The 25,507-nt window shown below is 59.2% G+C and carries 20 protein-coding genes and 1 tRNA gene; 20 read left to right on the forward strand and 1 reads right to left on the reverse strand.

Annotated features, from left to right (window positions below):
* Positions 1-223: 223 nt before the first annotated feature.
* The 7 genes from grpE to greA all read left to right on the forward strand — a co-directional run bounded on the left by grpE (position 224) and on the right by greA (position 9,984).
* Positions 224-820, forward strand: coding sequence for a nucleotide exchange factor GrpE (grpE, locus tag R0125_RS01695; protein ID WP_248181360.1), 597 nt, complete (start codon positions 224-226; stop codon positions 818-820).
* A 112-nt stretch (positions 821-932) separates the two neighbouring features.
* Entirely contained in the window at positions 933-2,858 is a 1,926-nt protein-coding gene (gene dnaK, locus R0125_RS01700; protein ID WP_317236915.1) for a molecular chaperone DnaK, read from the forward strand.
* 80 nt (positions 2,859-2,938) lie between these two features.
* Positions 2,939-4,069 carry a molecular chaperone DnaJ gene (dnaJ, locus tag R0125_RS01705; protein ID WP_248181357.1) on the forward strand — a complete coding sequence of 377 codons (1,131 nt, stop codon included), beginning with the start codon at positions 2,939-2,941 and terminating at the stop codon, positions 4,067-4,069.
* Positions 4,070-4,080: 11 nt separating this feature from the next.
* Positions 4,081-4,881 carry a 4-hydroxy-tetrahydrodipicolinate reductase gene (gene dapB, locus R0125_RS01710; protein ID WP_248181356.1) on the forward strand — a complete coding sequence of 267 codons (801 nt, stop codon included), beginning with the start codon at positions 4,081-4,083 and terminating at the stop codon, positions 4,879-4,881.
* A 195-nt stretch (positions 4,882-5,076) separates the two neighbouring features.
* A complete protein-coding gene (gene carA / locus R0125_RS01715; RefSeq protein WP_248181355.1) occupies positions 5,077-6,201 on the forward strand; it encodes a glutamine-hydrolyzing carbamoyl-phosphate synthase small subunit in 1,125 nt (374 codons plus the stop codon).
* Between the two features lie 83 nt (positions 6,202-6,284).
* On the forward strand, positions 6,285-9,500 hold the full coding sequence (carB, locus tag R0125_RS01720; RefSeq protein WP_317236916.1) for a carbamoyl-phosphate synthase large subunit: 3,216 nt from the start codon (positions 6,285-6,287) through the stop codon (positions 9,498-9,500).
* Positions 9,501-9,504: 4 nt separating this feature from the next.
* Positions 9,505-9,984, forward strand: a complete 480-nt coding sequence (greA, locus tag R0125_RS01725) for a transcription elongation factor GreA (RefSeq protein WP_282448249.1) — start codon at positions 9,505-9,507, stop codon at positions 9,982-9,984.
* Between the two features lie 90 nt (positions 9,985-10,074).
* On the opposite strand, the gene yhbY is transcribed toward greA, so the two are convergent.
* Positions 10,075-10,386 carry a ribosome assembly RNA-binding protein YhbY gene (yhbY, locus tag R0125_RS01730; protein ID WP_248181352.1) on the reverse strand — a complete coding sequence of 104 codons (312 nt, stop codon included), beginning with the start codon at positions 10,384-10,386 and terminating at the stop codon, positions 10,075-10,077.
* A gap of 416 nt (positions 10,387-10,802) precedes the next feature.
* On the opposite strand from yhbY, the gene ftsH reads away from it, so the two are divergent.
* The 13 genes from ftsH (at position 10,803) to pnp (ending at position 25,501) form a co-directional block, all read left to right on the forward strand.
* Positions 10,803-12,746, forward strand: a complete 1,944-nt coding sequence (gene ftsH / locus R0125_RS01735) for an ATP-dependent zinc metalloprotease FtsH (RefSeq protein WP_248181351.1) — start codon at positions 10,803-10,805, stop codon at positions 12,744-12,746.
* Positions 12,747-12,835: 89 nt separating this feature from the next.
* Positions 12,836-13,669 carry a dihydropteroate synthase gene (folP, locus tag R0125_RS01740; protein ID WP_317236917.1) on the forward strand — a complete coding sequence of 278 codons (834 nt, stop codon included), beginning with the start codon at positions 12,836-12,838 and terminating at the stop codon, positions 13,667-13,669.
* Positions 13,666-15,009: a phosphoglucosamine mutase gene (gene glmM, locus R0125_RS01745; RefSeq protein ID WP_248181349.1), complete on the forward strand. Its 1,344-nt coding sequence runs from the start codon at positions 13,666-13,668 to the stop codon at positions 15,007-15,009. Before folP ends, glmM begins: the two co-directional genes overlap by 4 nt.
* 75 nt (positions 15,010-15,084) lie before the next feature.
* On the forward strand, positions 15,085-15,849 hold the full coding sequence (gene tpiA / locus R0125_RS01750; RefSeq protein WP_317236918.1) for a triose-phosphate isomerase: 765 nt from the start codon (positions 15,085-15,087) through the stop codon (positions 15,847-15,849).
* A gap of 42 nt (positions 15,850-15,891) precedes the next feature.
* Positions 15,892-16,260 (forward strand): preprotein translocase subunit SecG, encoded by a 369-nt coding sequence (gene secG / locus R0125_RS01755; protein ID WP_248181345.1) that lies wholly within the window; start codon positions 15,892-15,894, stop codon positions 16,258-16,260.
* 7 nt (positions 16,261-16,267) lie between these two features.
* Positions 16,268-16,352, forward strand: a tRNA-Leu gene (locus R0125_RS01760).
* A 359-nt stretch (positions 16,353-16,711) separates the two neighbouring features.
* Complete coding sequence (gene rimP / locus R0125_RS01765; RefSeq protein WP_248181344.1) at positions 16,712-17,173, forward strand: ribosome maturation factor RimP; 462 nt, start codon at positions 16,712-16,714, stop codon at positions 17,171-17,173.
* Positions 17,174-17,215: 42 nt separating this feature from the next.
* Positions 17,216-18,709, forward strand: coding sequence for a transcription termination factor NusA (nusA, locus tag R0125_RS01770; protein ID WP_248181343.1), 1,494 nt, complete (start codon positions 17,216-17,218; stop codon positions 18,707-18,709).
* A gap of 18 nt (positions 18,710-18,727) precedes the next feature.
* On the forward strand, positions 18,728-21,286 hold the full coding sequence (gene infB / locus R0125_RS01775) for a translation initiation factor IF-2 (protein ID WP_317236919.1): 2,559 nt from the start codon (positions 18,728-18,730) through the stop codon (positions 21,284-21,286).
* Positions 21,287-21,311: 25 nt separating this feature from the next.
* Positions 21,312-21,734, forward strand: coding sequence for a 30S ribosome-binding factor RbfA (gene rbfA / locus R0125_RS01780; RefSeq protein ID WP_248181340.1), 423 nt, complete (start codon positions 21,312-21,314; stop codon positions 21,732-21,734).
* On the forward strand, positions 21,731-22,651 hold the full coding sequence (truB, locus tag R0125_RS01785) for a tRNA pseudouridine(55) synthase TruB (RefSeq protein WP_317236920.1): 921 nt from the start codon (positions 21,731-21,733) through the stop codon (positions 22,649-22,651). Before rbfA ends, truB begins: the two co-directional genes overlap by 4 nt.
* 90 nt (positions 22,652-22,741) lie before the next feature.
* The gene (gene rpsO, locus R0125_RS01790; RefSeq protein ID WP_248181337.1) at positions 22,742-23,011 is read left to right on the forward strand and encodes a 30S ribosomal protein S15; all 270 of its coding nucleotides are present in this window, start codon (positions 22,742-22,744) and stop codon (positions 23,009-23,011) included.
* A 375-nt stretch (positions 23,012-23,386) separates the two neighbouring features.
* Entirely contained in the window at positions 23,387-25,501 is a 2,115-nt protein-coding gene (gene pnp, locus R0125_RS01795) for a polyribonucleotide nucleotidyltransferase (protein ID WP_248181709.1), read from the forward strand.
* Positions 25,502-25,507: the final 6 nt, after the last annotated feature.

Consider the following 25,507-nt stretch of genomic DNA (forward strand, 5'->3'; position numbering starts at 1 on the left):
GAAAAATACTGTGCGTACATACAGTGACTGTGAATATATACAGGGTTCTTCTGGTTTGCAAATGCGCAGGGGTGAAATTGCGCATAAATGTACTCTGCAAGGTTGAAACCGGCGTAACGGGCCCCATATCCGTTCGCAACCCTATTTGATCCGTCCCCCCTGGGGCGGGTGACATGTCGAACCGGTCGCTGCGGCGGCCGCGGATGAACGACCAGGAGTAGCCATGAGTGCTGACGACAATCGCAATGCGCAGGTAGAGGAAGAGCTGAAGGCCGCCGCTGAAAGTGAAGCGGCGGAGGCGGCCGACGAAGCGCAGGCCGGCGAGCTTTCCGAGACCGAAGCCCTGCAGGCACAGGTGCAGGAATTCCAGGAGCAGATGCTGCGGGCTCAGGCGGAGATGCAAAACGTTCGTCGCCGCGCGGAGATGGACGTAGAGAAAGCCCACAAGTTTGCTCTTGAAAAGTTCGTGAAAGAGCTGCTGCCGGTCGCTGACAGTCTTGAGAAAGCGGTCGAGAGCACCGAGGGTCACGAGTCTGCCGGCGAACTGGTTGCCTCCATCCGTGAAGGGGTGGAGATGACCCTGAGTCTGTTCATGAACAGCCTCAAGAAGTTCAACGTTGCCCAGTTGAATCCTGTTGGCGAACCCTTTGATCCGCAGCTCCACGAGGCCATGTCCATGGTGCCGGCGCCGGATGCCGAGCCCAACAGCGTGGTGGCGGTTGTTCAGAAGGGTTACACGCTGAATGAGCGCCTTGTTCGTCCTGCCATGGTGGTTGTGGCTCAGGCCAGCAACGCACCAAAAATCGACGAACAGGCTTGAAAAGTTTATTAAGGCGCCAATATAGGCAGTAAACGGACAGCGCCAGATTGCATGTCAGGCATCGCGACAGCGATGCCGCCATCGGATTGAACAAACGAATTGGAGTGACTCAATGAGCAAGATTATCGGTATTGACCTGGGAACCACCAACTCCTGCGTAGCCATTATGGATGGCGACAAGGTAAAAGTTATTGAAAACGCCGAGGGTGATCGCACCACCCCGTCCATCGTCGCCTACACCGACGACGGCGAAACCCTGGTAGGTCAGTCTGCCAAGCGTCAGGCGGTGACCAACCCGCACAACACCCTGTACGCCATCAAGCGTCTGATTGGCCGTCGTTTTGAGGACGATGTGGTCCAGAAAGACATCAAGATGGTGCCGTACAAGATCGCTAAGGCCGACAACGGTGACGCCTGGGTAGAAGTAAAGGGTGAGAAAATGGCGCCGCCGCAGGTGTCTGCAGAAATTCTCAAGAAGATGAAGAAGACCGCAGAGGACTACCTGGGCGAGAAAGTGACCGAGGCAGTCATTACCGTACCGGCCTACTTTAACGACAGCCAGCGTCAGGCCACCAAGGACGCTGGCAAGATCGCCGGTCTCGACGTCAAGCGCATCATCAACGAGCCGACGGCTGCGGCACTGGCCTATGGCCTGGACAGGAAGAGCGGCGACCGCACGGTTGCGGTTTATGACCTCGGTGGCGGTACTTTTGACCTGTCCATCATTGAAATTGCCGACGTCGACGGCGAGCACCAGTTTGAAGTGCTGGCTACCAACGGTGACACCTTCCTGGGTGGCGAAGACTTCGACCTGAAAATCATCGAATTCCTGGCCGACCAGTTCAAGAAAGACAGCGGTATCGATCTGCGTGGCGACAGCCTGGCAATGCAGCGTCTGAAGGAAGCTGGCGAAAAGGCCAAGATCGAGCTGTCCAGCAGCCAGCAGACCGACGTCAATCTGCCGTACATCACGGCGGATGCGTCCGGTCCCAAGCACATGAACGTGAAGCTGACCCGCGCCAAGCTGGAGTCGCTGGTTGAAGAGTTGGTTCAGCGCAGCCTCGAGCCCTGCAAAGTGGCGCTGCAGGATGCCGGAATGAAGGCCTCCGAGATCGACGAGGTTATCCTGGTGGGCGGTCAGACCCGTATGCCGCTGGTGCAGGAGAAGGTCAAAGAGTTCTTCGGCAAAGAAGCCCGTAAAGATGTCAACCCGGACGAAGCAGTAGCCATGGGTGCTGCCATCCAGGCGGCGGTTCTGTCTGGTGACGTGAAAGACGTGCTGCTGCTCGATGTAACCCCGCTGACCCTGGGTATCGAGACCATGGGTGGCGTGGCAACTCCGCTGATCGACAAGAACACCACCATCCCGACCAAGAAGTCGCAGACCTTCTCGACCGCGGATGACAACCAGACGGCGGTCACCATCCACGTGGTGCAGGGTGAGCGCAAGCAGGCGGCACAGAACAAGTCGCTGGGCCGTTTTGATCTGGCCGACATTCCGCCGGCTGCCCGTGGTGTTCCGCAGATCGAAGTCACCTTCGATATCGACGCCAACGGCATCCTGAACGTGTCCGCGAAAGACAAGGCGACCGGCAAGGAGCAGTCCATCGTGATCAAGGCCTCCTCCGGCCTCAACGATGACGAGATCGATAAGATGGTGCGGGACGCCGAGGCCAACGCCGAGGAAGACCGCAAGTTCGAAGAGCTGGTGCAGGTTCGCAACCAGGGCGACGCCATGGTGCACGCCGTACGCAAGACTCTGAAAGACGCTGGCGACAAGGTGAGCGAGAGTGAGAAGGATTCTATCGAAGCCTCGGTGAAAGAGCTGGAAGAAGCGCTTGCCGGTTCAGACAAGGACGTCATTGAAGCCAAGACCCAGAAGCTGACTGAGGTGTCTTCCGAGCTGGCTCAGAAGATGTACGCAGATCAGGCGGACCAGGCGCAGCCGGCCGGAGAGGGCGAGGGTGCCAGTGCCCAGTCTTCTGACGACGCCGTTGACGCCGAGTTCGAGGAAGTCAAAGACGACGAAAAGCGGTAAATTCTGACGTACATCAGGCAGTTGGAAAACGCGGGATGAGTCTCGCGTTTTCCGCGTTTTAAAAACAGGGTTTTAAAAGCATGGCCAAGCGCGATTATTACGAGACTCTCGGGTTGTCCCGGGATGCGGACGAGAAGGAAATCAAGCGGGCGTACCGCAAGCTTGCAATGAAGTATCACCCCGACCGTAACCCGGACGACGCCGACGCCGAGAACAAGTTCAAGGAGGCGAGTGAAGCCTACGAGATCCTGGCGGATCAGTCCAAGCGGGCGGCCTACGACCAGTTCGGTCATGCCGGTGTGGACGGCCAGGCCGGCGGCGGCTTTGGCGGCGGCGGGGGCGGCAGCTTCTCCGATATCTTTGGTGATGTGTTCGGTGACATCTTCGGTGGTGGCGGTGGTCGTGGTCGCAACACCCGCGGCGCGGACCTGCGATACACCCTCGAGCTGGACCTGGAAGAGGCGGTCAAAGGCAAAACCGTCCAGATTCGCATACCGGGACACAAGGAGTGCGATACCTGCGAAGGCAGTGGCGCTGAAAAGGGCTCACGTCCGGAAACCTGCGGTACCTGTAAAGGTATGGGGCAGGTGCGGATGCAGCAGGGTTTCTTTACGGTTCAGCAGGCGTGCCCGACCTGTCGGGGTTCTGGTCAGGTGATCAAAAATCCGTGTAAGGTCTGTCATGGCCAGGGCCGGGTTCAGGAAGAAAAGACTCTGTCCGTCAAGGTGCCGCCCGGCGTGGACACCGGCGATCGTATTCGCCTGTCCGGTGAGGGTGAAATGGGTATGGACGGTGGGCCGCCTGGCGACCTCTACGTGCAGGTCGCGGTTCGTGAGCATTCGCTGTTCAGCCGTGATGGCCGTAACCTTTACTGTGAAGTGCCCATCAGCATTGTCGATGCGGCTCTCGGTGGGGAGCTGGAGGTGCCGACGCTGGACGGCCGGGTCAAACTGAAGATTCCCCCTGAAACGCAAACCGGTAAACTGTTCCGCCTGCGCAACAAGGGTGTCAGCCCGGTGCGTGGTGGTCCCGCCGGGGATCTGTTGTGCCGGGTGATGGTGGAGACTCCGGTGAGCCTGACCAAGCGGCAGAAAGAGCTGTTGGAAGAGTTCCAGGAAACCCTGGATGGCACCAACGGCACGCACCATGCCCCGAAAAAAACCTCCTGGTTTGAGGGTGTGAAAAGCTTCTTTGACGAAATGAAATTCTGAGGACGGAGACCATGAGGGTAGCAATCATCGGCGCCGCCGGGCGCATGGGTAAAGTGCTGATTGAAGCCGTTGACGGCACCGAGGGTCTCGAGCTGGGCGCGGCGGTTGTTGAGCCCGGAAGTTCATTGATCGGCGCTGACGCCGGCGAAATGACCGGCCTAGGCAAAACCGGTGTTGCCATGGCCGGCAGTCTGGCCGAGGTGAAGGACGATTTCGACGTGCTCGTCGATTTCACTTTCCCGGATCTGACCCTGGAGAATGCCGAGTTCTGCAAGGCCAACGGCAAGATGATCGTTATCGGTACCACCGGCATGACCGATGCTGAGAAGGCGCAGCTGGCGGTCGCCGCGGAATCCACCCCGGTGGTGTTTGCGCCCAACATGAGTGTCGGGGTGAACGTGGTGCTGAACCTGCTACGCACGGCAGCAGCAGCGCTGGGGGATGACTACGATGTGGAAATCATCGAGGCCCATCACCGCCACAAGAAGGACGCGCCCTCCGGCACAGCGCTGCGCATGGGCGAAGTGGTGGCCGACGCCCTTGGTCGCGATCTGAAGGCCTGCGCTGTCTACGGTCGCGAAGGTTTCACCGGCGAGCGCACCCGCCAGGAAATCGGCTTCGAAACCATTCGCGCCGGGGATGTTGTGGGTGATCATACCGTACTGTTTGCCACTGAGGGCGAGCGCATAGAGGTGACTCACAAGGCCAGCAGTCGTATGACCTTCGCCAAGGGCGCGATGCGGGCTGCACTGTGGCTGCAGGGCAAGTCGGCCGGGCTCTACGACATGCAGGACGTTCTGGACTTGAAATAAGCTGTGCTACTCGTGGACATAAAGCGCCAATGTTTTTACAATAAGGCGGTTTAACTGCACCAAGCGTAGTTTTGAAAAAGTTTCAAAAAAAAGCGGGACCGGGTTACGACTCTGTCTCGCTTTTTTGCAACCTGAATTTGCGCTTGCGTTCCTGTTCGTGACGAACTTCTACGCCACTCGATGAGGATACAAGCCTTGAGCACACCTGCAATCCTTGCACTCGCAGACGGAAGCCTGTTTTACGGCACCGCCATTGGCGCTGAGGGAGAGACCAGCGGCGAAGTGGTGTTCAACACCGCCATGACCGGTTACCAGGAAATCCTGACCGATCCGTCCTATTCCCGCCAGATTGTCACCCTGACCTACCCGCACATCGGCAACACCGGTGTGAACGAGGAGGATGTGGAATCGGATCGTGTCCAGGCTGCGGGCCTGATCATTCGCGACCTGCCGCTGATTGCGAGCAACTGGCGCAGCACCGGCACCCTTGACGAGTACCTGCGCAGCAACAACATTGTAGGCATTGCAGACATCGACACCCGTCGCCTGACGCGCATCCTCCGTGACAAAGGTTCCCAGAACGGTGCCGTGGTGGCAGGCGAGGGCGCCACCGCCGAGCGGGCGCTGGAATTGGCGAACGCCTTCCCGGGCCTGAAGGGCATGGATCTGGCGAAAGAAGTCAGTTCCGACAAGGCCTGGGGCTGGAGTCAGAGCGAGTGGACCCTGGGCGAAGGGTACGGTGAGCGCAGCGAGGCTCGGTTCAAGGTGGTGGCGTGGGACTATGGCGTCAAGCTCAACATCCTGCGCATGCTGGCGGCCCGCGGCTGCGACATCACGGTGGTACCGGCACAGACGCCGGCCGCCGAGGTGCTGGCGATGAATCCCGACGGTGTGTTCCTGTCCAACGGCCCGGGCGATCCGGAGCCCTGCGATTACGCCATCACCGCCATCCGTGAAGTGCTGGAAACCGACATTCCGGTGTTCGGTATCTGTCTGGGGCACCAGTTGCTGGCGCTGGCCAGCGGTGCCAAAACGGTGAAAATGGGTCATGGCCATCACGGAGCCAACCACCCGGTGCAGGATCTCGCCGATGGCACGGTGATGATTACCAGTCAGAATCACGGGTTTGCCGTGGACGAAGCCAGTCTGCCGGACAATCTGCAGGCGACCCATAAGTCCCTGTTCGATGGTTCGCTGCAAGGCATTCGCCGTACCGACAAGCCGGCGTTCAGTTTCCAGGGGCACCCTGAAGCCAGCCCGGGCCCGCACGATGTGGCACCGTTGTTTGACCAGTTCATTCGGTTGATGGAAGCCCGCTAGGCCCGCGGAAGGGTCCAAGAGCCATACAGGCGCCGCACATTGCGATGCAAGAATTTAAAAGTTGCTGACAGGTTTACCTAGAGATGCCAAAACGTACCGACATTAAAAGCATTCTGATCCTGGGCGCCGGCCCTATCGTGATCGGTCAGGCGTGCGAGTTTGACTACTCCGGAGCCCAGGCCTGCAAGGCCCTGAGGGAAGAGGGTTACCGGGTCATCCTGGTTAACTCCAACCCGGCAACCATCATGACCGACCCGGTGATGGCCGACGCCACCTACATCGAGCCGATCACCTGGAAAACCGTCGAAAAAATCATTGAGAAAGAGCAGCCCGACGCACTGCTGCCCACTATGGGCGGCCAGACCGCGCTGAACTGCGCGCTGGATCTTGAAAAGCACGGCGTACTGGAAAAGCACGGCGTGGAAATGATCGGTGCCAACGCCGACACCATCGACAAGGCCGAGGACCGGGACCGCTTCGACAAGGCCATGAGAAAGATCGGTCTGGAATGCCCGCGTGCGACCATCGTGCACACCATGGCGGAAGCCTGGGCTGCGTCCGACGATATCGGCTTCCCGTGCATCATCCGGCCCTCGTTCACCATGGGTGGCTCCGGTGGCGGTATCGCCTACAATCGCGACGAGTTCGAGGAGATCTGTACCCGCGGTCTCGACCTGTCACCGACCAACGAGTTGCTGATCGACGAGTCCCTGATCGGCTGGAAAGAATATGAGATGGAGGTTGTCCGCGACCGCAATGACAACTGCATCATCGTCTGCGCCATCGAGAACTTCGACGCCATGGGCGTGCACACCGGTGACTCCATCACCGTGGCGCCGGCCCAGACCCTGACCGACAAGGAATACCAGATCATGCGGAATGCCTCGCTGGCGGTTCTGCGTGAAATCGGGGTGGAAACCGGCGGTTCCAACGTGCAGTTCGGTATCAATCCGGATACCGGCCGTATGGTAGTGATCGAGATGAACCCGCGGGTGTCCCGTTCCTCGGCCCTGGCTTCCAAGGCCACCGGCTTCCCGATCGCCAAGGTCGCGGCCAAGCTGGCGGTGGGCTATACCCTCGACGAGCTGCGCAACGAAATTACCGGCGGGGTCACCCCAGCGTCGTTCGAGCCCAGCATCGATTACGTGGTTACCAAGATTCCGCGTTTCACCTTCGAGAAGTTCCCCCAGGCCGATGCCCGTCTGACCACCCAGATGAAATCCGTGGGTGAGGTCATGGCCATTGGCCGTACTTTCCAGGAATCCCTGCAGAAAGCCATGCGTGGCCTGGAAGTGGGTTCCGAAGGCTTCGAGGAGAAGGTGGAGCTGGATACCACCGACGGCCAGGAAACCCTGACCCAGGAGCTCAATGTGCCCGGGGCCGAGCGCCTGTGGTACATCGGTGACGCCTTCCGTGCCGGTATGACCGTCGAGGAGGTCTTCAACAACACCCACGTTGACCCCTGGTACCTGGTGCAGATTGAGGACCTGATCCGTGAGGAGCAGGCCCTGAAGTCGGCCGGCAAGGCCGATATCGACCGCGATGCCCTGTTCCGCCTCAAGCGCAAGGGCTTCTCGGACGGCCGCCTGGCCAAGTTGCTGGGCATTTCCGAGGTCAGCCTGCGCAAGCTGCGTCACGATCTGGGCATCCGTCCAGTTTACAAACGGGTGGACACCTGCGCTGCGGAATTCGCTTCTGACACCGCGTATATGTACTCCACCTATGAAGAAGAGTGCGAGGCCGACGTCTCTGACCGCGACAAGATCGTGGTGATTGGTGGCGGTCCCAACCGCATCGGTCAGGGTATCGAGTTTGATTACTGCTGTGTTCACGCTGCCCTGGCCATGCGTGAGGACGGCTACGAAACCATCATGATCAACTGCAACCCGGAGACCGTGTCCACCGACTACGACACCTCCGATCGCCTTTACTTCGAGCCAATCACGCTGGAAGACGTGCTGGAAATCATCAACGTCGAAAAGCCCAAGGGTGTGATTGTCCAGTACGGAGGCCAGACGCCCCTGAAGCTGGCCCGGGGTCTGGAAGCGGCGGGCGTACCGATCATCGGTACCAGCCCGGACGCGATCGACCGCGCCGAGGACCGCGAGCGTTTCCAGCAGATGATCACCCGCCTGGGGCTGCTGCAGCCGGAAAATGCCACCGTACGCAGTCACGAGGAAGGCATTCTGGCGGCGCGGGAAATCGGTTATCCACTGGTGGTGCGCCCGTCTTACGTGCTGGGTGGCCGCGCCATGGAGATCGTTTACGACGAAGCCGAGCTGGTACGCTACATGCGCAACGCCGTGCTGGTATCCAACGACAGCCCGGTGCTGCTTGACCACTTCCTGAATGCCGCCATCGAGGTGGACATTGACGCCATTTCCGACGGCAAGGATGTGGTTATTGGCGGCATCATGCAGCACATCGAGCAGGCCGGCGTGCATTCCGGTGACTCTGCCTGTTCGCTGCCGCCCTACACGCTGTCGAAAGACGTGCAGGACGAGATGCGTGAAGCCGTGCGCAAGATGGCTATCGAGCTTGATGTAATTGGCCTGATGAACGTGCAGCTGGCGTGGCAGGATGGCAAGATCTACGTGATCGAGGTGAATCCGCGCGCGTCCCGTACGGTACCCTTCGTATCCAAGGCCATCGGCGTGTCGCTGGCGAAAGTGGCTGCCCGGGTCATGGCCGGCAAATCGCTCGCCGAGCAGGGTTTCACCAAAGAGATCGTGCCGACCTACTACGCAGTGAAGGAGTCGGTGTTCCCGTTCAACAAGTTCCCGGCGGTGGATCCGATCCTTGGCCCGGAAATGAAATCCACCGGTGAAGTCATGGGGCTGGGCGACAGCTTCGATGAAGCCTTTGCCAAGGCTGCGTTGGCCATTGGTGAGCGGTTGCCTGGCAAGGGTACTGCGTTCATGTCGGTGCGTGATGTGGACAAGCCCGGCGCTGCCCGGGTGGCGCAGGATCTGGTGGATGCCGGGTTCAAGCTGATTGCCACCACCGGTACCGCCAAGGCCCTGAAAGAAGCCGGCATTGAGGTTGAGCGCGTGAACAAGGTCCGTGAAGGTCGTCCGCACATTGTGGATGCCATCAAGAACGGTCAGGTTCAGCTGATTATCAACACCACCGAAGGGCGCAAGGCCATTTCTGACTCGGCGCAGATTCGCCAGTCCGCCTTGCAGACCAAAGTGACCTATACAACGACGCTGGCAGGTGGCGAAGCTTTCTGCCGGGCCATCAAATTCGGCCCGGAGCGCACGGTTCGTCGCCTCCAGGATCTACACGCAGGAAAGTAAGATTATGGCTGACAGAGTACCCATGACGAAGCTGGGTGAATCCCGTCTTCGCGCAGAACTTCAGAAGCTCAAGTCCGAGGATCGTCCGCGGGTGATTGCGGCCATTGCCGACGCCCGTGAGCATGGCGATCTGAAAGAGAACGCTGAGTACCACGCGGCGCGTGAACAGCAGAGCTTTATTGAGGGCCGCATCCAGGAGATCGAGGGCAAGCTGTCGGCAGCGCAGGTGATCGACGTCACCACGATTGAGAACACCGGCAAGGTGATCTTCGGCACCACGGTGCATTTGCTGAACATGGACACCGATGAGCAGGTGGTTTACCAGATCGTTGGTGAAGATGAGGCTGACATCAAGTCCGGCAAACTGTCCATTTCCTCACCCATTGCTCGTGCCCTGGTCGGCAAGAGTGAGGGCGACGTGGTTGCCATCCGCGTGCCGTCCGGCACGGTGGAGTATGAAATCGAGGAAGTCGAGTACGTGTGACTCGGGCCGGGGTTCGCTCCGCGCATTAAAAAAGCCGGCTGTGGTGTTCACAGCCGGCTTTTTTGTTCCCCGCCCGGGCAATCCGTCGATTTACTGCTTGTTGCGCAGCAGGTTGGAGAGCTTCGGATTGGGTTTTTTCGCCCGACGCAGGATCACCGCAATTTTGCCGATGGTCTGCACCAGTTCCGCCCCCGACGCCTTGCAAAGCTCGGTGATGGCTTCCTGGCGAACCTCGCGGTCGGTGCTGGCAACCTTGACCTTGATCAGCTCGTGGTCGTTGAGGGCACGCTCCAGTTCTTCCTGAAGTCCTTCCGACAGCCCCTTGTCGCCAACAATGATGACGGGTTTCAGGTTGTGGGCAATGCCCCGGTATTCCCGTCGCTGTTCCGGTGAAAGGCTCATGATGTAATCTCTTAATGGATGCAATTAACAAAACGTCAGCGGCGCGGCGGCCGCTGCAATCGTATAATCGGCGGATTGTAACAGATCGGCACGGCGGAGAAATGGCCAATACCACGTATCGAGGGGTTCTTTGGCAGGGTGGCTTGCGCGTGTCCTCCGGCAATAGAGAATGACAGCAAGACATTGTAATTTCGGTATGGGCGCCCAATATGAGTGGTAGGGCCAATGCGTTACTGCCTAAGACAGCAGTCCCGGCAAGCCAGATCGGTGATATCGCGCACGGAGAGCGTTGGCCGGCGCAGGCCGGTGGCAGATACGGATGGGCTGATTCTGGTGGATGGGCGTACAATTGGTGTAAGGTGTTCGAAAAGGTTTCCCTGAACACGGTCAACCTTTCAATTCACAGGTGACGATCCTTGAACGATATGGCAAAAAATCTGGTTCTCTGGCTAATCATAGCCGCCGTACTGCTGATGGTGTTTCAGAATTTCTCTCCCACCACCAGCGGTCAACAGCTCAACTACTCGCAGTTTGTCGAGATGGTGCAGGACGGACAGGTCCGTCAGGTGACCATCGACGGCCTGCAAATTCAGGGCACGCGTGGCGACGGGTCGCAGTTTCAGACCATCCGCCCGCAGATTGCTGACAACAAGCTGATGGACGATCTGCTCGCCAACCAGGTGGAAGTGATCGGCAAAGAGCCAGAACGCCAGAGCCTCTGGACCCAGTTGCTTGTTGCTGCTTTCCCGATTCTGATCATCATCGCGCTGTTCGTGTTTTTCATGCGACAGATGCAGGGCGGTGGCGGTGGCAAAGGCCCCATGTCGTTCGGCAAGAGCAAGGCTCGGCTGATGAGCGAGGATCAGATCAAGACGACATTTGCCGACGTGGCGGGTGTTGATGAGGCCAAGGAAGACGTCAAGGAGCTGGTGGATTTCCTGCGCGATCCGAGCAAGTTCCAGCGTCTCGGCGGCAGCATCCCCAAAGGTGTATTGATGGTCGGTCAGCCGGGTACCGGGAAGACGTTGCTGGCCAAGGCCATTGCCGGCGAAGCCAAAGTGCCGTTTTTCTCGATCTCCGGTTCGGACTTCGTGGAGATGTTCGTGGGCGTTGGCGCATCCCGGGTTCGCGACATGTTCGAGCAGGCCAAGAAACAGAGCCCCTGCATCATCTTTATTGACGAGATTGATGCGGTTGGCCGTCATCGTGGCGCCGGCATGGGCGGCGGTCACGACGAGCGCGAGCAGACACTGAACCAGTTGCTGGTTGAGATGGACGGCTTTGAGGGTAACGAGGGCGTTATCGTAATCGCCGCCACCAACCGTCCGGATGTTCTGGACCCCGCGCTGCTGCGCCCCGGTCGTTTTGACCGCCAGGTCGTGGTTGGCCTGCCGGACATCATCGGCCGCGAGCAGATTCTCAAGGTGCACATGAAGAAAGTGCCGCTCTCGGATGGTGTTGAGCCGGCGCTGATTGCCCGCGGCACCCCGGGTTTCTCCGGCGCTGACCTGGCCAACCTGGTGAACGAGGCCGCCCTGTTCGCGGCGCGTCGTAACCAGCGCCTGGTATCGATGGAAGAATTCGAGCTCGCCAAAGACAAGATCATGATGGGCGCCGAGCGCAAGTCCATGGTGATGAGCGAGAAAGAAAAGCGGAACACCGCGTATCACGAGTCCGGCCACGCCATTGTGGGTCGTCTGACGCCGGAGCACGACCCGGTCTACAAGGTCAGCATCATTCCCCGCGGACGGGCTCTGGGCGTGACCATGTTCCTGCCGGAAGAGGACAAGTACAGTCACAGTAAGCGGTTCCTTACCAGCTCCATTTGCAGCCTGTTCGGTGGCCGAATTGCGGAAGAACTGACCCTGGGCTTCGATGGTGTCACTACCGGAGCGTCCAACGACATTGAGCGTGCCACCAGTCTGGCCCGTAATATGGTCACCCGCTGGGGTTTGTCCGAGAAGCTGGGTCCGCTGCAGTACGACACCGACAGCGAAGAGCCGTTTCTTGGTCGTTCCGCCGGGCAAAGCCAGACGGTGTACTCGCCGGAGACGGCTCAGCGCATCGATGAAGAAGTTCGCAACATCATTGATGAGTGCTACGAGAAGGCCAAGCAGCTGCTGGTGGATAACCGTGACAAGCTGGACCTGATGGCAGATGCGTTGATGAAGTACGAAACCATCGATCGCTTCCAGATTGACGACATCATGGAAGGTCGGGTACCCCGCCCGCCGAAAGGCTGGGGTGACAGCGGGCCGACTGGTGGTGTATCAGCGGAAGAGCCAGAGGCCGCGCCGGCACCGCGAAACTCGGACGACGGCAAGCAGCCGGGCGTTGGGCGCCCAGCCGGCGAGCACTGAGTCCACGCCGCGAAGATATTAGTTTGAATTGACTGCGCCGCCCCTCCAGGGGCGGCGTTTGTATTTGTGCAGATTCACAAGGGTTGGCTATGGAGATCAACTTTGCCGGTCGGATGCTGACCATGTCCCGTTGCTACGTGATGGGCATACTCAATGTCACCCCGGACTCCTTTTCCGACGGCGGTAGGTTCAACGCGCCGGATGCCGCGCTGGCCCGTGCCCGTGAAATGGTGGCCGATGGTGCAACCTTTATCGATGTGGGTGGCGAGTCCACCCGGCCGGGAGCGCAACCGGTGTCCGTGGCCGAGGAGCTCGACCGGGTCTGCCCGGTCGTCGAGGCGATTGCCCGCGAGCTGGATACCATTATCTCAGTCGACACCAGCGCGCCTGAGGTGATGGCAGAGGCCGCGAGGTTGGGCGCCGGTATGATCAACGATGTGCGGGCGCTGCAGCGCGCCGGTGCGCCGGAGGCCGCCGCCGCAGCCGATATTCCCGTGTGTCTGATGCACATTCAGGGCGAGCCGGACTCCATGCAGGACAATCCCGCCTACCGGAACGTGCGCCGCGACGTCAGTTCTTTCCTGACCGAGCGCATGCGCGTGGTCGAAGCGGCCGGAGTTCGGTCTGAGCACATCATCCTGGATCCGGGCTTCGGGTTCGGCAAGCGCCTCGAGCACAATATCGAGTTGCTGGCGTCGCTGGAGCAGCTGCACATACTGGGTCATCCGCTGCTGGTGGGGATTTCCCGAAAAAGCATGCTGGGCCAAATCACCGGGCATGACGTGAATGAACGGTTGCCCGCAAGTCTTGCTGCCGCGACAATAGCGGCTATGAAGGGCGCATCGATTATTCGCGCCCACGACGTCAGGGAAACCGCAGACGCTGTCCGTGTGGTGGCGGCGATGAAGGAGGCAGGTCGATGACCGACAGAAAATATTTTGGCACAGACGGCATCCGAGGCCGTGTGGGTGAGCACCCTATTACCCCCGAATTCATGCTGCATCTGGGTTGGGCGGCCGGTCAGGCCTTCAAGCGTGCCGGTCAGCGCAACAGTGTGTTGATCGGCAAGGACACGCGGATCTCCGGCTACATGTTCGAATCCGCGCTGGAGGCAGGTTTATCCGCGGCGGGCGTGGATGTGAAGCTGCTCGGGCCGATGCCCACGCCGGCCATCGCCTACCTCACCCGTACGTTTCGTGCATCAGCGGGCATTGTGATCAGCGCCTCCCACAACCCCCATTATGACAACGGCATCAAGTTTTTCTCCGCCAACGGCACCAAGCTCGACGATGCCCTGGAGTCGGAGATTGAGCGCTGGTTGGACGAGCCTATCCGGGTGTGTGAGTCGTCAGATCTGGGTAAGGCGTCGCGGGTGGACGACGCGCCGGGCCGGTACGTGGAATTCTGTAAGAGTACGGTGCCCAACGAGTTCACTCTCGAGGGCCTCCATATCGTCCTTGATTGTGCTCACGGCGCCACCTACCACGTTGCCCCGAAGGTGTTTCGTGAGTTGGGTGCGAAGGTGTCGACAATTGGGGCCGACCCGGACGGGCTGAATATCAACAAGGATGTCGGGTCTACCCATCTGGACGCGCTCAAGCAAACGGTGCTGGAAAAGAAAGCCGACCTGGGTATTGCCTTTGACGGTGACGGGGATCGCGTGCTCATGGTAGATGGCGATGGTACAGAAGTGGACGGCGATGAGCTGCTCTTCGTTATTGCCACCCAGCGCCATGCCGCCGGCACTCTGAATGGTGGCGTGGTCGGCACCCTGATGACCAACCTGGGAGTGGAACTGGCTCTGCGGGAGCAGGGCATTGATTTCGAGCGCGCCAAGGTGGGGGATCGCTACGTCATGGAGCGGCTGTTGCAAAATGGCTGGTTGCTCGGCGGCGAGGGTTCTGGCCATATGGTGATCCGGGACTGCACATCTACTGGCGACGGCATTGTGTCCGCGCTGCAGGTGTTGCTCTCGGTGCGGCGCACGGGCAAGACTCTCGCCGAGGTCCGTAAGGGCATGAGCAAGTTGCCGCAGACGATGATCAATGTGCGGGTCGCCAAACGCTTCGATCCGTTGTCACGGGAAGACATTGTCAGCGCCGTGCACAAAGCGGAGTCGCACCTCGGGAAGACTGGTCGGGTGTTGCTGCGGGCCTCTGGCACGGAGCCGCTGATCCGGGTCATGACGGAAGGGCAGGATGCGTCCGAAATCAACCGCATAGCGGAAGAGCTGGCGGCAGTTGTCGAGAACTCCCGCAGCTGAGTAACTGGCGCGGGAGTGTTGTCTGGTCGGGTGGACTGCTGTATAGTGCGCCCTCCCTTGCATATGGGGGCTGTTATGCGCCGTAAGATCGTAGCCGGAAACTGGAAAATGAACGGGTCGAGAGACCTGGTGGAAAACCTGGTGGGCTATGTCCGGTCAGAGTTGCCGTCGCTTGATAATGGTGTGGAGGCTGTTATTATTCCTCCCGCCCTGTATATCGGGGATGTGACGTCTCTGGCGGGTGCGCAGATTGCAGTCGGCGTGCAGAACGTGGCCCGTTGGGATTCCGGAGCCTACACCGGTGAGGTGTCAGCGGCGATGGCCAGAGACTGCGGGTGCCGCTACGCGCTGGTAGGACACTCTGAACGCAGACAACTGTTCGCTGAAACAGACGCTGTGGTTGCGGAAAAAGTAACACAGCTGTTGTCGCAAGGGGTTGTCGCCATTGTGTGTGTCGGCGAGACGCTGGCTGAGCGTGAGGCGGGGCAGGCCGAAGAGGTTGTCGCCACGCAGGTTCGCAAGGGTTTGGGCAATGTGTCGGGTAGCGAGTGGCAGAAGATTGTGGTGGCGTATGAGCCCGTCTGGGCCATCGGCACGGGAAAAACCGCTACATCCAGTGACGCCCAGGCCATGCATCAGTCTATCCGGAGCGTTCTGAGCGACATGGGTGCGCCAGCCGAAGCCATTTCCCTGCTTTACGGCGGCAGTGTAAAAGCGGATAATGCAGCCGCGCTTTTTGCCGAGCCGGATATTGACGGCGGGTTGATCGGCGGGGCATCGTTGGTTGCAACAGATTTCATGAGTATCTGCCAGGCTATGCCGGCGGGTCCTGAACGTTAAAGGTTTGTAAAAGCCATTAGCAAGAGTCATTAGAGAGTCTTTATGGATTGGGTAGAAACACTGGTAGTCGTTGTGCACGTGGTTATCGCCGTGGCGCTGGTGGGTCTGGTGCTGATCCAGCAGGGCAAGGGCGCTGATGCCGGCGCGGCCTTTGGCGGCGGTGCCTCACAGACGGTATTCGGTAGTCAGGGTAGCGGTAGCTTCCTGACGCGCATGACCACGTTTTTGGCGGTTGTGTTTTTTGTGACGAGTTTTTCACTGGCAATCTTCGCCAAGCAGCGTGCGGAAGTCGCTGGACAGGCCGGTATTCCGGTCGTTCAGGAGTCTCCCCGTTCCTCTGCCCCTGCCGATGTTGAGCAAAGTGAAAGCGAGAGCGGGGAGCCCTCAGATGAACTTCCCGAGCTCGAGTAAGGTTGTTGCCCAAGTGGTGGAACTGGTAGACACGCTATCTTGAGGGGGTAGTGGCGAAAGCCGTGCCGGTTCGAGTCCGGCCTTGGGCACCATATTGAAGAAAAACGGCTTGGATTTCCCAGGCCGTTTTTTTTGGTCAGTCCTTGACCAGTCTTGCCGGCGTCTCTATACTCCGGCGGATATTGGGGTAGGCTTCGGGTTATCGAAGCGGCTCCAGACAGGCCAGGTGTCTGTCAGCAGGAAGCGGTCTGGATGGGTATGTTTCCTGTGAGTTCTTGCAACAAAAGGCCCCACTCGTTAGGGGCTTTTTGATTAAGGGGCCTGGCGCATCAGGTCCTGGTGCATAAAAAGGGCTGATAAACAGCCCTTTTTTTGTTTTCGGGGTTCGGAAATTTATGGGCGTCGAAACGTATTCGGGTTCTGAAAATCAAGAGATGGAGACAGCGAAACCTTGTCAGCCAAGCTAAAGCAACTGGAAGACATACTGAGGCCGGTGGTTGAAGGCCTGGGGTACGAGTTCTGGGGTATTGAATTTCGCGCCCGGGGCCATGAATCCCTGCTACGAATCTTTATCGACGATGCGGAAAACGGCATCGGCGTAGACGACTGTGAAAAGGTCAGTCGGCAAGCCAGCGGCGTGATGGATGTGGAAGACCCCATCCAGACGGAATATACCCTGGAGGTGTCATCTCCGGGCATGGACCGGCCGCTGTTTCGCCCCGAACAGTACCAGGCGTTTGCCGGGCACAAGGTTCAGTTGAAGCTGCGAATGGCTTTTGAGGGGCGTCGCAAATTTCAGGGCCTGATCAAGGGCGTGGAGGGTGACGACGTGGTGATCGTGGTTGACGACCACGAGTATCTGTTGCCGTTCGACAGTATCGAGAAAGCCAACATCGTTCCGGTTTTTGAGTAAGTCGGTGGATGCAAAGTTTATTTTTAAGGGCAGGGCAATCCAATGAGTAAAGAGATCTTGCTGGTGGTCGAATCCGTCTCGAACGAAAAAGGTGTCGAGAAAGATGTGATTTTTGAAGCAATCGAGCTGGCGCTCGCCACCGCTGCCAAAAAACGCTACGACGACGAAGAGGCTGATATCCGGGTCTCCATTGATCGTCGCACCGGCGAATACGAAACCTTCCGCCGCTGGCTGGTGGTGGACAATGATGCGGTACCGGCGCTGGGCACCGAGCTGACACTGCAGGAGGCGGAAGAAATTGACACCGCGCTGAAGCCTGGTGATATCCACGAAGAGAAAACCGAATCGGTAGCCTTCGGTCGTATCGGTGCGCAGGCCGCGAAGCAGATCATTTTCCAGAAGGTTCGCGAAGCCGAGCGCACCAAGATCGTGGACAGCTACCGTGATCGCGTGGGCGAGCTGGTATCCGGAACGGTCAAGAAAGTGACCCGTGACAACGTGATTGTGGATCTCGGCGCCAACGCCGAAGCGCTGCTACCCCGCGAGCATCTGATTGCACGCGAGACCTTCCGCATGGGCGATCGCGTTCGCTCCCTGTTGCTGGAGATCCGGACCGATCACCGTGGTCCGCAGCTGATTCTCAGCCGCACCGATGCGCAGATGCTGATCGAACTGTTCCGTATCGAAGTACCTGAAATCGCCGAGGAGCTGATCGAGATTCGTGGCGCTGCCCGGGATCCGGGCTCCCGGGCCAAGATCGCGGTGAAAACCAACGACCGCCGTATTGATCCGGTGGGCGCCTGTGTCGGTATGCGGGGCTCCCGTGTACAGGCCGTGTCCAACGAACTGGGCGGTGAACGGGTTGATATCGTGCTGTGGGACGACAATCCCGCGCAGCTGGTGATCAACGCCATGGCACCCGCCGAAGTCGCCTCCATCGTGATGGACGAAGACGGTCACACCATGGAAGTGGCCGTAGCGGAAGATAATCTCGCCCAGGCCATCGGCCGAAATGGCCAGAATGTGCGCCTGGCCACCGAGCTGACCGGCTGGACTCTGAACGTAATGACGGAAGAGGAAGCGGGTGAGCGTCAGGAGCAGGAATACAACCGCCTGCTCGAGCATTTTACCAGCAATCTGGATGTGGATGAGGAGTTTGCCGGCGTACTGATCGAAGAAGGGTTTACGTCCATTGAGGAAGTGGCGTACGTCCCCATGGAAGAAATGCTGGCCATCGACGGGTTCGACGAAGACACCGTCACCGAGTTGCGCCGCCGTGCCAAGGATGTCCTGTTGAATCAGGCCCTGGCCAGCGAAGAGGCGCTTGAAGGCTCGGAGCCCGCGGAAGATCTTCTCAGCATGGACGGTATGGACCGCAGTCTCGCCTTCAAGTTGGCGGGTATCGGTGTTCGTACCATGGAAGATCTCGCCGAGCAGTCAGTTGATGATCTGCTCGAAATTGAAGGTATGGATGAAGAGCGCGCAGGCCAATTAATTATGACTGCGCGCGCCCCCTGGTTTGAAGACCAGGCTTAATTCGGGAGGAGGACCTGTATGGCTGAAGTAACGGTAAAACAACTGGCCGCAGACGTAGGCGCTCCCGTGGATCGTTTGCTGAAGCAGATCGTTGAGGCCGGGCTGCAAGCCCGTTCCGAGAACGATGCTGTCTCTAGCGATGAGAAGCAGCAGTTGCTGGCTTATCTGAGAAAGAATCACGGTGATACAAACGCAGAGCCCAACAAGATTACTCTGAAGCGTAAAACCACCACCACTCTGAAAGCTGGCCGCGCCAAAACCGTAAACGTAGAAGTTCGTAAGCGCCGCACGTACATCAAGCGTGCTGAACTGGCCCCGGAAGCCGACGCGGCTAAAGCGGAAGAAGCAGCCGTTGAGACTCCGGCGACGCAACCGGTGGCTGAAGAAGCGCCGCAGGTGACCGCGGAGCAGGCACCGCAGGCGGAAACGCAGGCGACCTCTCCAGCAGAAGAAACGGTCGCCGACCAGGCGCCGGCGGAAGAGAAGCCCGCAGCCAAGGCCGCGAAGAAAGAGGAAGAAGTCACGATTCCGGCTCCGGAAGATATGCCGATTCCGCCGCCTGAAGAGGGCGAGGGCAAAGACCGCAAGCCGAAGAAAAAGAAAGAAAAAGTGCGTGAGCGCGGTGATGAGCCGGACGAGGGTAAGCCGAAGAAAAAGTCGGCGGGCCATCGCGGACCCCGCAGCCGCCCGGTTGACGAACCGCTGATCATCAGCGAGGACGAGGAAGACACCACGCTGCGCAAGCCGCTGCGTGCGAAGAAGAAACCGAAAGAGAAACGCCACGCCTTTGAGAGACCGACCAAACCAATGGTTAGAGAAGTACAGATTCCCGAGACCATTACGGTTGGCGACCTTGCCCAGAGAATGGCAGTCAAGTCGGCAGACGTAATCAAGACACTGATGGGTATGGGCGTCATGGCCACCATCAACCAGGCACTGGACCAGGAAACCGCCGTTCTGGTGACCGAAGAGCTGGGGCATACCCCGAAGCTGGTCAGCGAGGATGCGTTCGAGGAGGAGGTTCTGAGCGAATTCTCCTTCGAGGGCAAGGAGAAGGCCAAGCGCGCTCCGGTCGTCAGTGTGATGGGTCACGTTGACCACGGTAAAACCTCGTTGCTGGATTACATCCGTCGCACCAAGGTGGCTTCCGGTGAGTCCGGTGGCATTACCCAGCACATCGGTGCCTATCACGTGGAAACCGATCACGGCATGGTGTCGTTCCTCGATACCCCGGGCCACGCGGCATTCACCGCGATGCGCGCCCGTGGCGCCCAGTGCACCGATATTGTGGTGCTGGTGGTTGCTGCTGACGACGGCGTGATGCCGCAGACCAAGGAAGCGGTGCAACATGCCCGTTCCGCCGGTGTGCCGATCGTGGTGGCCATCAACAAGATGGACAAGGAAGAAGCCGATCCTGACCGCATCAAGAACGAACTGGCGGCGCTGGAAGTCATTCCGGAAGACTGGGGCGGTGACGTTCAGTTCGTGCCGGTCTCCGCGCACACCGGTGAAGGTATCGACAACCTGCTGGAAGCGCTGGTGTTGCAGGCCGAAATCCTCGAGCTCGAGGCCTCTCCGGACGCCCCGGCGAAGGGTGTGGTGGTCGAGTCCAGCCTGGAACGTGGCCGTGGCTCCGTAGCCACCGTGCTGGTACAGAACGGTACCCTGCGTCAGGGTGACATGGTGGTCGCGGGTTCCTACTTCGGTAAGGTGCGCGCCATGACGGACGAAGCGGGCAAGCCCAGTAAGGAAGCTGGTCCGTCCATTCCAGTGGAGATTCTTGGCCTGAACGGCACGCCGGATGCCGGTGACGAGTTCTTCGCGGTTGCGGACGAGCGCAAGGCGAAAGAGCTGGCGGAGTTCCGTCAGACCCGTGAGCGCGAGCAGCGCTTGCAGCGTCAGCAGGCGGCCAAGCTCGAGAACCTGTTTGAGAACATGGGCAAGGACGAGGTGAAAACCCTCAACGTGGTCCTGAAAACCGATGTTCGTGGTTCCCTGGAAGCCATCATCAAGGCGCTTCAGGATCTGGGCAACGACGAGGTCCAGGTCAAGATCGTATCCTCCGGTGTCGGTGGTATTGCCGAGACGGATGTGAGCCTGGCCATGGCAACCAACGCGGTCATCTTCGGCTTCAACGTTCGTGCGGATACCGCATCGAAGCGTCTGGTGGAGCAGGAAGGTCTGGATCTTCGCTACTACAGCATCATCTACAACCTGATTGATGACGTGAAAGCGGCCCTGACCGGCATGCTGGCACCGGAATTCCGCGAAGATATCGTGGGCATTGCCGATGTGCGTGACGTGTTCCGCTCACCGAAGTTCGGTCAGGTAGCTGGCTGCATGGTGATCGAGGGCAACGTTTACCGTAACAAGCCGATCCGTGTCCTGCGTGACAACGTGGTTATCTTCGAGGGCGAGCTGGAATCCCTGCGTCGCTTCAAGGATGACGTACCGGAGGTCCGCAACGGCATGGAGTGTGGTATCGGCGTCAAGGGCTACGACGTCAAGGTCGGTGACCAGATCGAAGTGTTCGATCGCGTCAGAGTCGAGCGCAAGCTCGAGTCCACCGGCGCGTGATGCCTCTGAACCTAAAGGAAGTCTGATGCCTAGAGAGTTCAGTCGTGTTGATCGCATCGGCGATCAGATGCAGCGTGAACTGGCCCAGCTGATCCAGCGGGAGGTCAAAGACCCGCGGGTCGGCATGGTCACCGTGAATGCCGTTAAGGTGAGCCGCGATCTGGGGTATGCCGATATCTACGTGTCGCTGCTGTCGACCGAGGAGCTGACCGAGGAGTCTCCCGAGGTCAAGGCATCCCTGGGGGCGCTGAACAAAGCGTCCGGATTCCTGCGTGGCCAGGTGGGGCGGGCGATGAAGCTGCGGGTGATGCCGCAGTTGCGCTTCCATTTCGATACCCTGCAGGGCTACAGTCGCCGGATGGATAACCTGATCCGTGAAGCCGTTAACGACAAGCCGGCGGTGTCCCGGGAAGACGACGCCACGGACGATCCGGAGCGAGACGCTTGAGTCGCCGACGCAAAGGCCGTGATGTCAACGGTATCCTGGTCATCGACAAGCCGCAGGATGTTACCTCCAATGGCATTCTGCAGCAGGTAAAGCGCCTGTTCGGGGCGGCCAAGGCGGGCCACACTGGCGCGTTGGACCCGCTGGCGACCGGGGTGCTCCCGCTGTGCTTCGGGGAGGCGACCAAGTTTTCCCAGATGATGCTGGACAGTGACAAGGCCTACATCGCCACGGCCAGGTTGGGTGTGCGTACGGAGACCGGGGACAGCGAAGGCGCCGTGGTTGAGCAAAAGCCGGTTCCGGCCGGCCTCGATGCCGCGGCCCTGGAGCCGGTTCTCGACCGTTTCCGCGGAGCCATCCAGCAGGTGCCCTCGATGTACTCGGCGCTCAAGCACAAGGGGCGCCCGCTCTACGAATACGCCCGCGAGGGCATCGAGATCGAGCGTCCGGCGCGCCCGGTGACCATCTACGAACTGACCTTGTTGGATGTTCGCGAAGATGAGCTGGATATTGCCGTCAGCTGCACCAAGGGTACGTACATTCGCTCGCTGGTGGAGGACATCGGTGAAGCGCTCGGCTGCGGTGCCCATGTCATTGCCTTGCGCCGCACCATGGCATCGGGCTTTACGCTCGCGGATGCCGTGCCTGTGGACCGGCTCGAAGCCATGCGTGAGCGCGACGAGAGTCTGGACGGTTTGCTGGTGGCACCGGATGCGGCGCTTTCGATGTTCCCGGAGCGGGCACTGAGCGGGCCGGCGTTGATGTCGATTATTAACGGCCAACCAGTTAGAATATCGGACCAGTTGGATGAAGGGTTTGTTCGTCTGTATGGCGATGAACGCTTTGTCGGGCTGGCAGAAGCTTTCCCGGAAGGGGAGGTCACCAAGCTGGTGCCTCGCCGGCTGGTGAAGAACGGCTGACGCGGGCATTGCCGCGGACGTCGGTTAGCCGGGCTGTAGAGATGCGTGGTTCGGCCGTATTCAATAGCATCGCAAACCATGAGGTGAGTTATGGCATTGTCTGCCAACGAGAAAGCACAGATCGTTAAGGATTTTCAGCAAGCTGATAGCGATACCGGTTCCCCTGAAGTTCAGGTGGCACTGCTGAGCGCTAACATCAACAAGCTGCAGGATCACTTCAAGACCAACAAGCAGGATCATCATTCCCGCCGTGGTCTGATCCGGATGGTAAACCAGCGTCGTAAGCTGCTGGACTACCTCAAGCGTAAGAACGCTGACCGTTACCTGGAACTCATCCAGCGTCTTGGTCTGCGTCGCTAATCCGGTCGTCAAACGACCTGACGGCCAGTGGCCCTTTACCGGGCTGACTGGCCACCAACTGGCGGGGTGCCTTGGGTGCCCCGCCAGTTGTGCTTTTCTCAAATCAGTAAAACTGCAGCGAGTGTGTCAGTGATCAACGGGGGATTCCCTGTCGTCATGGAAAGCCGAAATTGATAGCAGGTTGTTGAAAAGCCCGGCCGGGAAATTGTCTTCGGGCAATCAGTTTCAGTCTCCGGGGTTTTGCAACAGCCTGTTAGCTTTCAGACGGGTTGCCTTCAGATCACATGTCATTGTCCTGCAGAGGTAACGGTCGGTTCGCAGGGGCGAAGTGGCCGCGTCAATTTGGACAAGATAATTTCAGGAGTTACCGTGGATCTGAATCCCGTAAGAAAAAGTTTTGAGCTCGGCGGCAAGACCGTCACCCTGGAAACCGGCCGTATTGCCCGTCAGGCAACCGGTTCTGTGCTCGTCACCATCGACGACATTTCCGTTCTGGGTACCGTGGTTGGTGCCAAGGAAGCCAAGCCGGGTCAGCCGTTCTTCCCGCTGACTGTGAACTACTTCGAGAAGACCTACGCTGTTGGTAAAATCCCCGGTGGTTTCTTCAAGCGTGAAGGTCGTCCTTCCGAGAAAGAAACCCTGACGTCCCGTCTGATCGACCGTCCGATTCGTCCGCTGTTCCCGAACGGCTTCATGAACGAAGTTCAGGTCATCACCACGGTTATGTCGTCCAGCAAGAACCAGGATCCGGATATTGCCGCGATGCTGGCGGCGTCTGCGGCCCTGTCCATCTCCGGTATTCCGTTTGACGGCCCGATCGGCGCCTCCCGCGTTGGCTACACCAACGAGCGTGGCTACTTTCTGAACCCGACCTTCGAAGAGCTGCAATCCTCACTGCTGGACATGGTGGTTGCCGGTACTGAAGACGCGGTGCTGATGGTTGAATCCGAAGCCAAGGGCCTGACCGAAGACCAGATGCTGGGTGCTGTTCTGTACGCTCACCAGGAAATGCAGGTTGCCGTTACTGCCATCAAGGAATTTGCCGCTGAAACCGGTAAGCCCCGTTGGGACTGGCAGCCGGCTGTCGAAAACACCGAGCTGATGAGCGCGGTCAAAGCGGAAGCGTCTGCGGCGATTGAAGAAGCGTATGGTATCCGCGACAAGATGGAGCGTTATGCGCGTCTGGGCGAGATCAAGTCGGCGCTGGTTGAGAAGCTGGCCGGTGAAGAAGAAGGCCAGCCTTCTGCCGATGACGTGAAAAAGTATTTCGGCAAGGTCGAGAAGTCGGTTGTGCGTCAGCAGGTGATTGACGGCAAGCCGCGTATCGATGGCCGTGACACCAAGACCGTGCGCCCGATCCAGATCGAAGTGGGTGTGTTGCCCAGCGTGCACGGTTCGGCGCTGTTCACCCGTGGTGAGACCCAGGCTATCGTGACCACTACGCTGGGTACCTCCCGCGACGTGCAGATCATTGACGCGCTGGAAGGCGAGCGCAAGGACCCGTTCCTGTTCCACTACAATTTCCCTCCGTACTCGGTTGGTGAAGCGGGCCGTGTGGGTACGCCGGGCCGTCGTGAAGTGGGCCATGGTCGCCTGGCCAAGCGTGGCGTGCTGGCAGTCATGCCGACGCTGGAAGAATTCCCGTACGCGATTCGTGCGGTGTCTGAGATCACTGAATCCAACGGCTCCAGCTCCATGGCGTCGGTTTGTGGTTCCAGTCTCGCGCTGATGGATGCCGGTGTGCCGATCAAGGCGCCGGTGGCCGGTATTGCTATGGGTCTGGTCAAGGAAGGCGACAAGTTCGCGATTCTGACCGACATCCTGGGTGATGAAGATCACCTGGGCGACATGGACTTCAAGGTTGCCGGTACCAAAGAGGGTGTGACCGCCCTGCAAATGGATATCAAGATCAACGGTATCACCGACGAGATCATGGAGCTGGCACTTGAGCAGGCCCATGCCGCGCGTCTGCACATCCTTGACGAGATGAACAAGGTGATTTCCGAGCCACGTGCCGAGCTGTCTGCCCGTGCGCCGAGCATCACCACCATCAAGATCAATCCAGAGAAGATCCGTGACGTGATCGGTAAGGGCGGCTCGATGATCCGTTCGATCTGTGACGAGACCGGTGCTTCCATTGATCTGGATGACGACGGCAACGTGAAGATCTACGCAGACAACCAGGAAGCGGCCCAGGCGGCGGTGAACCGGGTCAAGGAAATCACGGCGGAGATCGAGGTTGGCGCTATCTACAAGGGTCGCGTTGAGCGCATTGTGGACTTCGGTGCCTTTGTGAACATCCTGCCGGGCAAAGACGGTCTGGTGCACATTTCCCAGATCTCCGATCAACGCATCGAGAACGTGACTGACGTGCTGAGCGAAGGTCAGGAAGTTCTGGTCAAGGTGCTGGATGTGGACAACCGTGGTCGCGTGAAGCTGTCCATGAAAGAAATCAAGGAAGGCGATCAGCCCACTGATTTCTCTGACTAAGGTTTA

The sequence above is a fragment of the Marinobacter sp. M-5 genome, from assembly GCF_032911545.1.
GTDB classification, from domain to species: domain Bacteria; phylum Pseudomonadota; class Gammaproteobacteria; order Pseudomonadales; family Oleiphilaceae; genus Marinobacter; species Marinobacter goseongensis.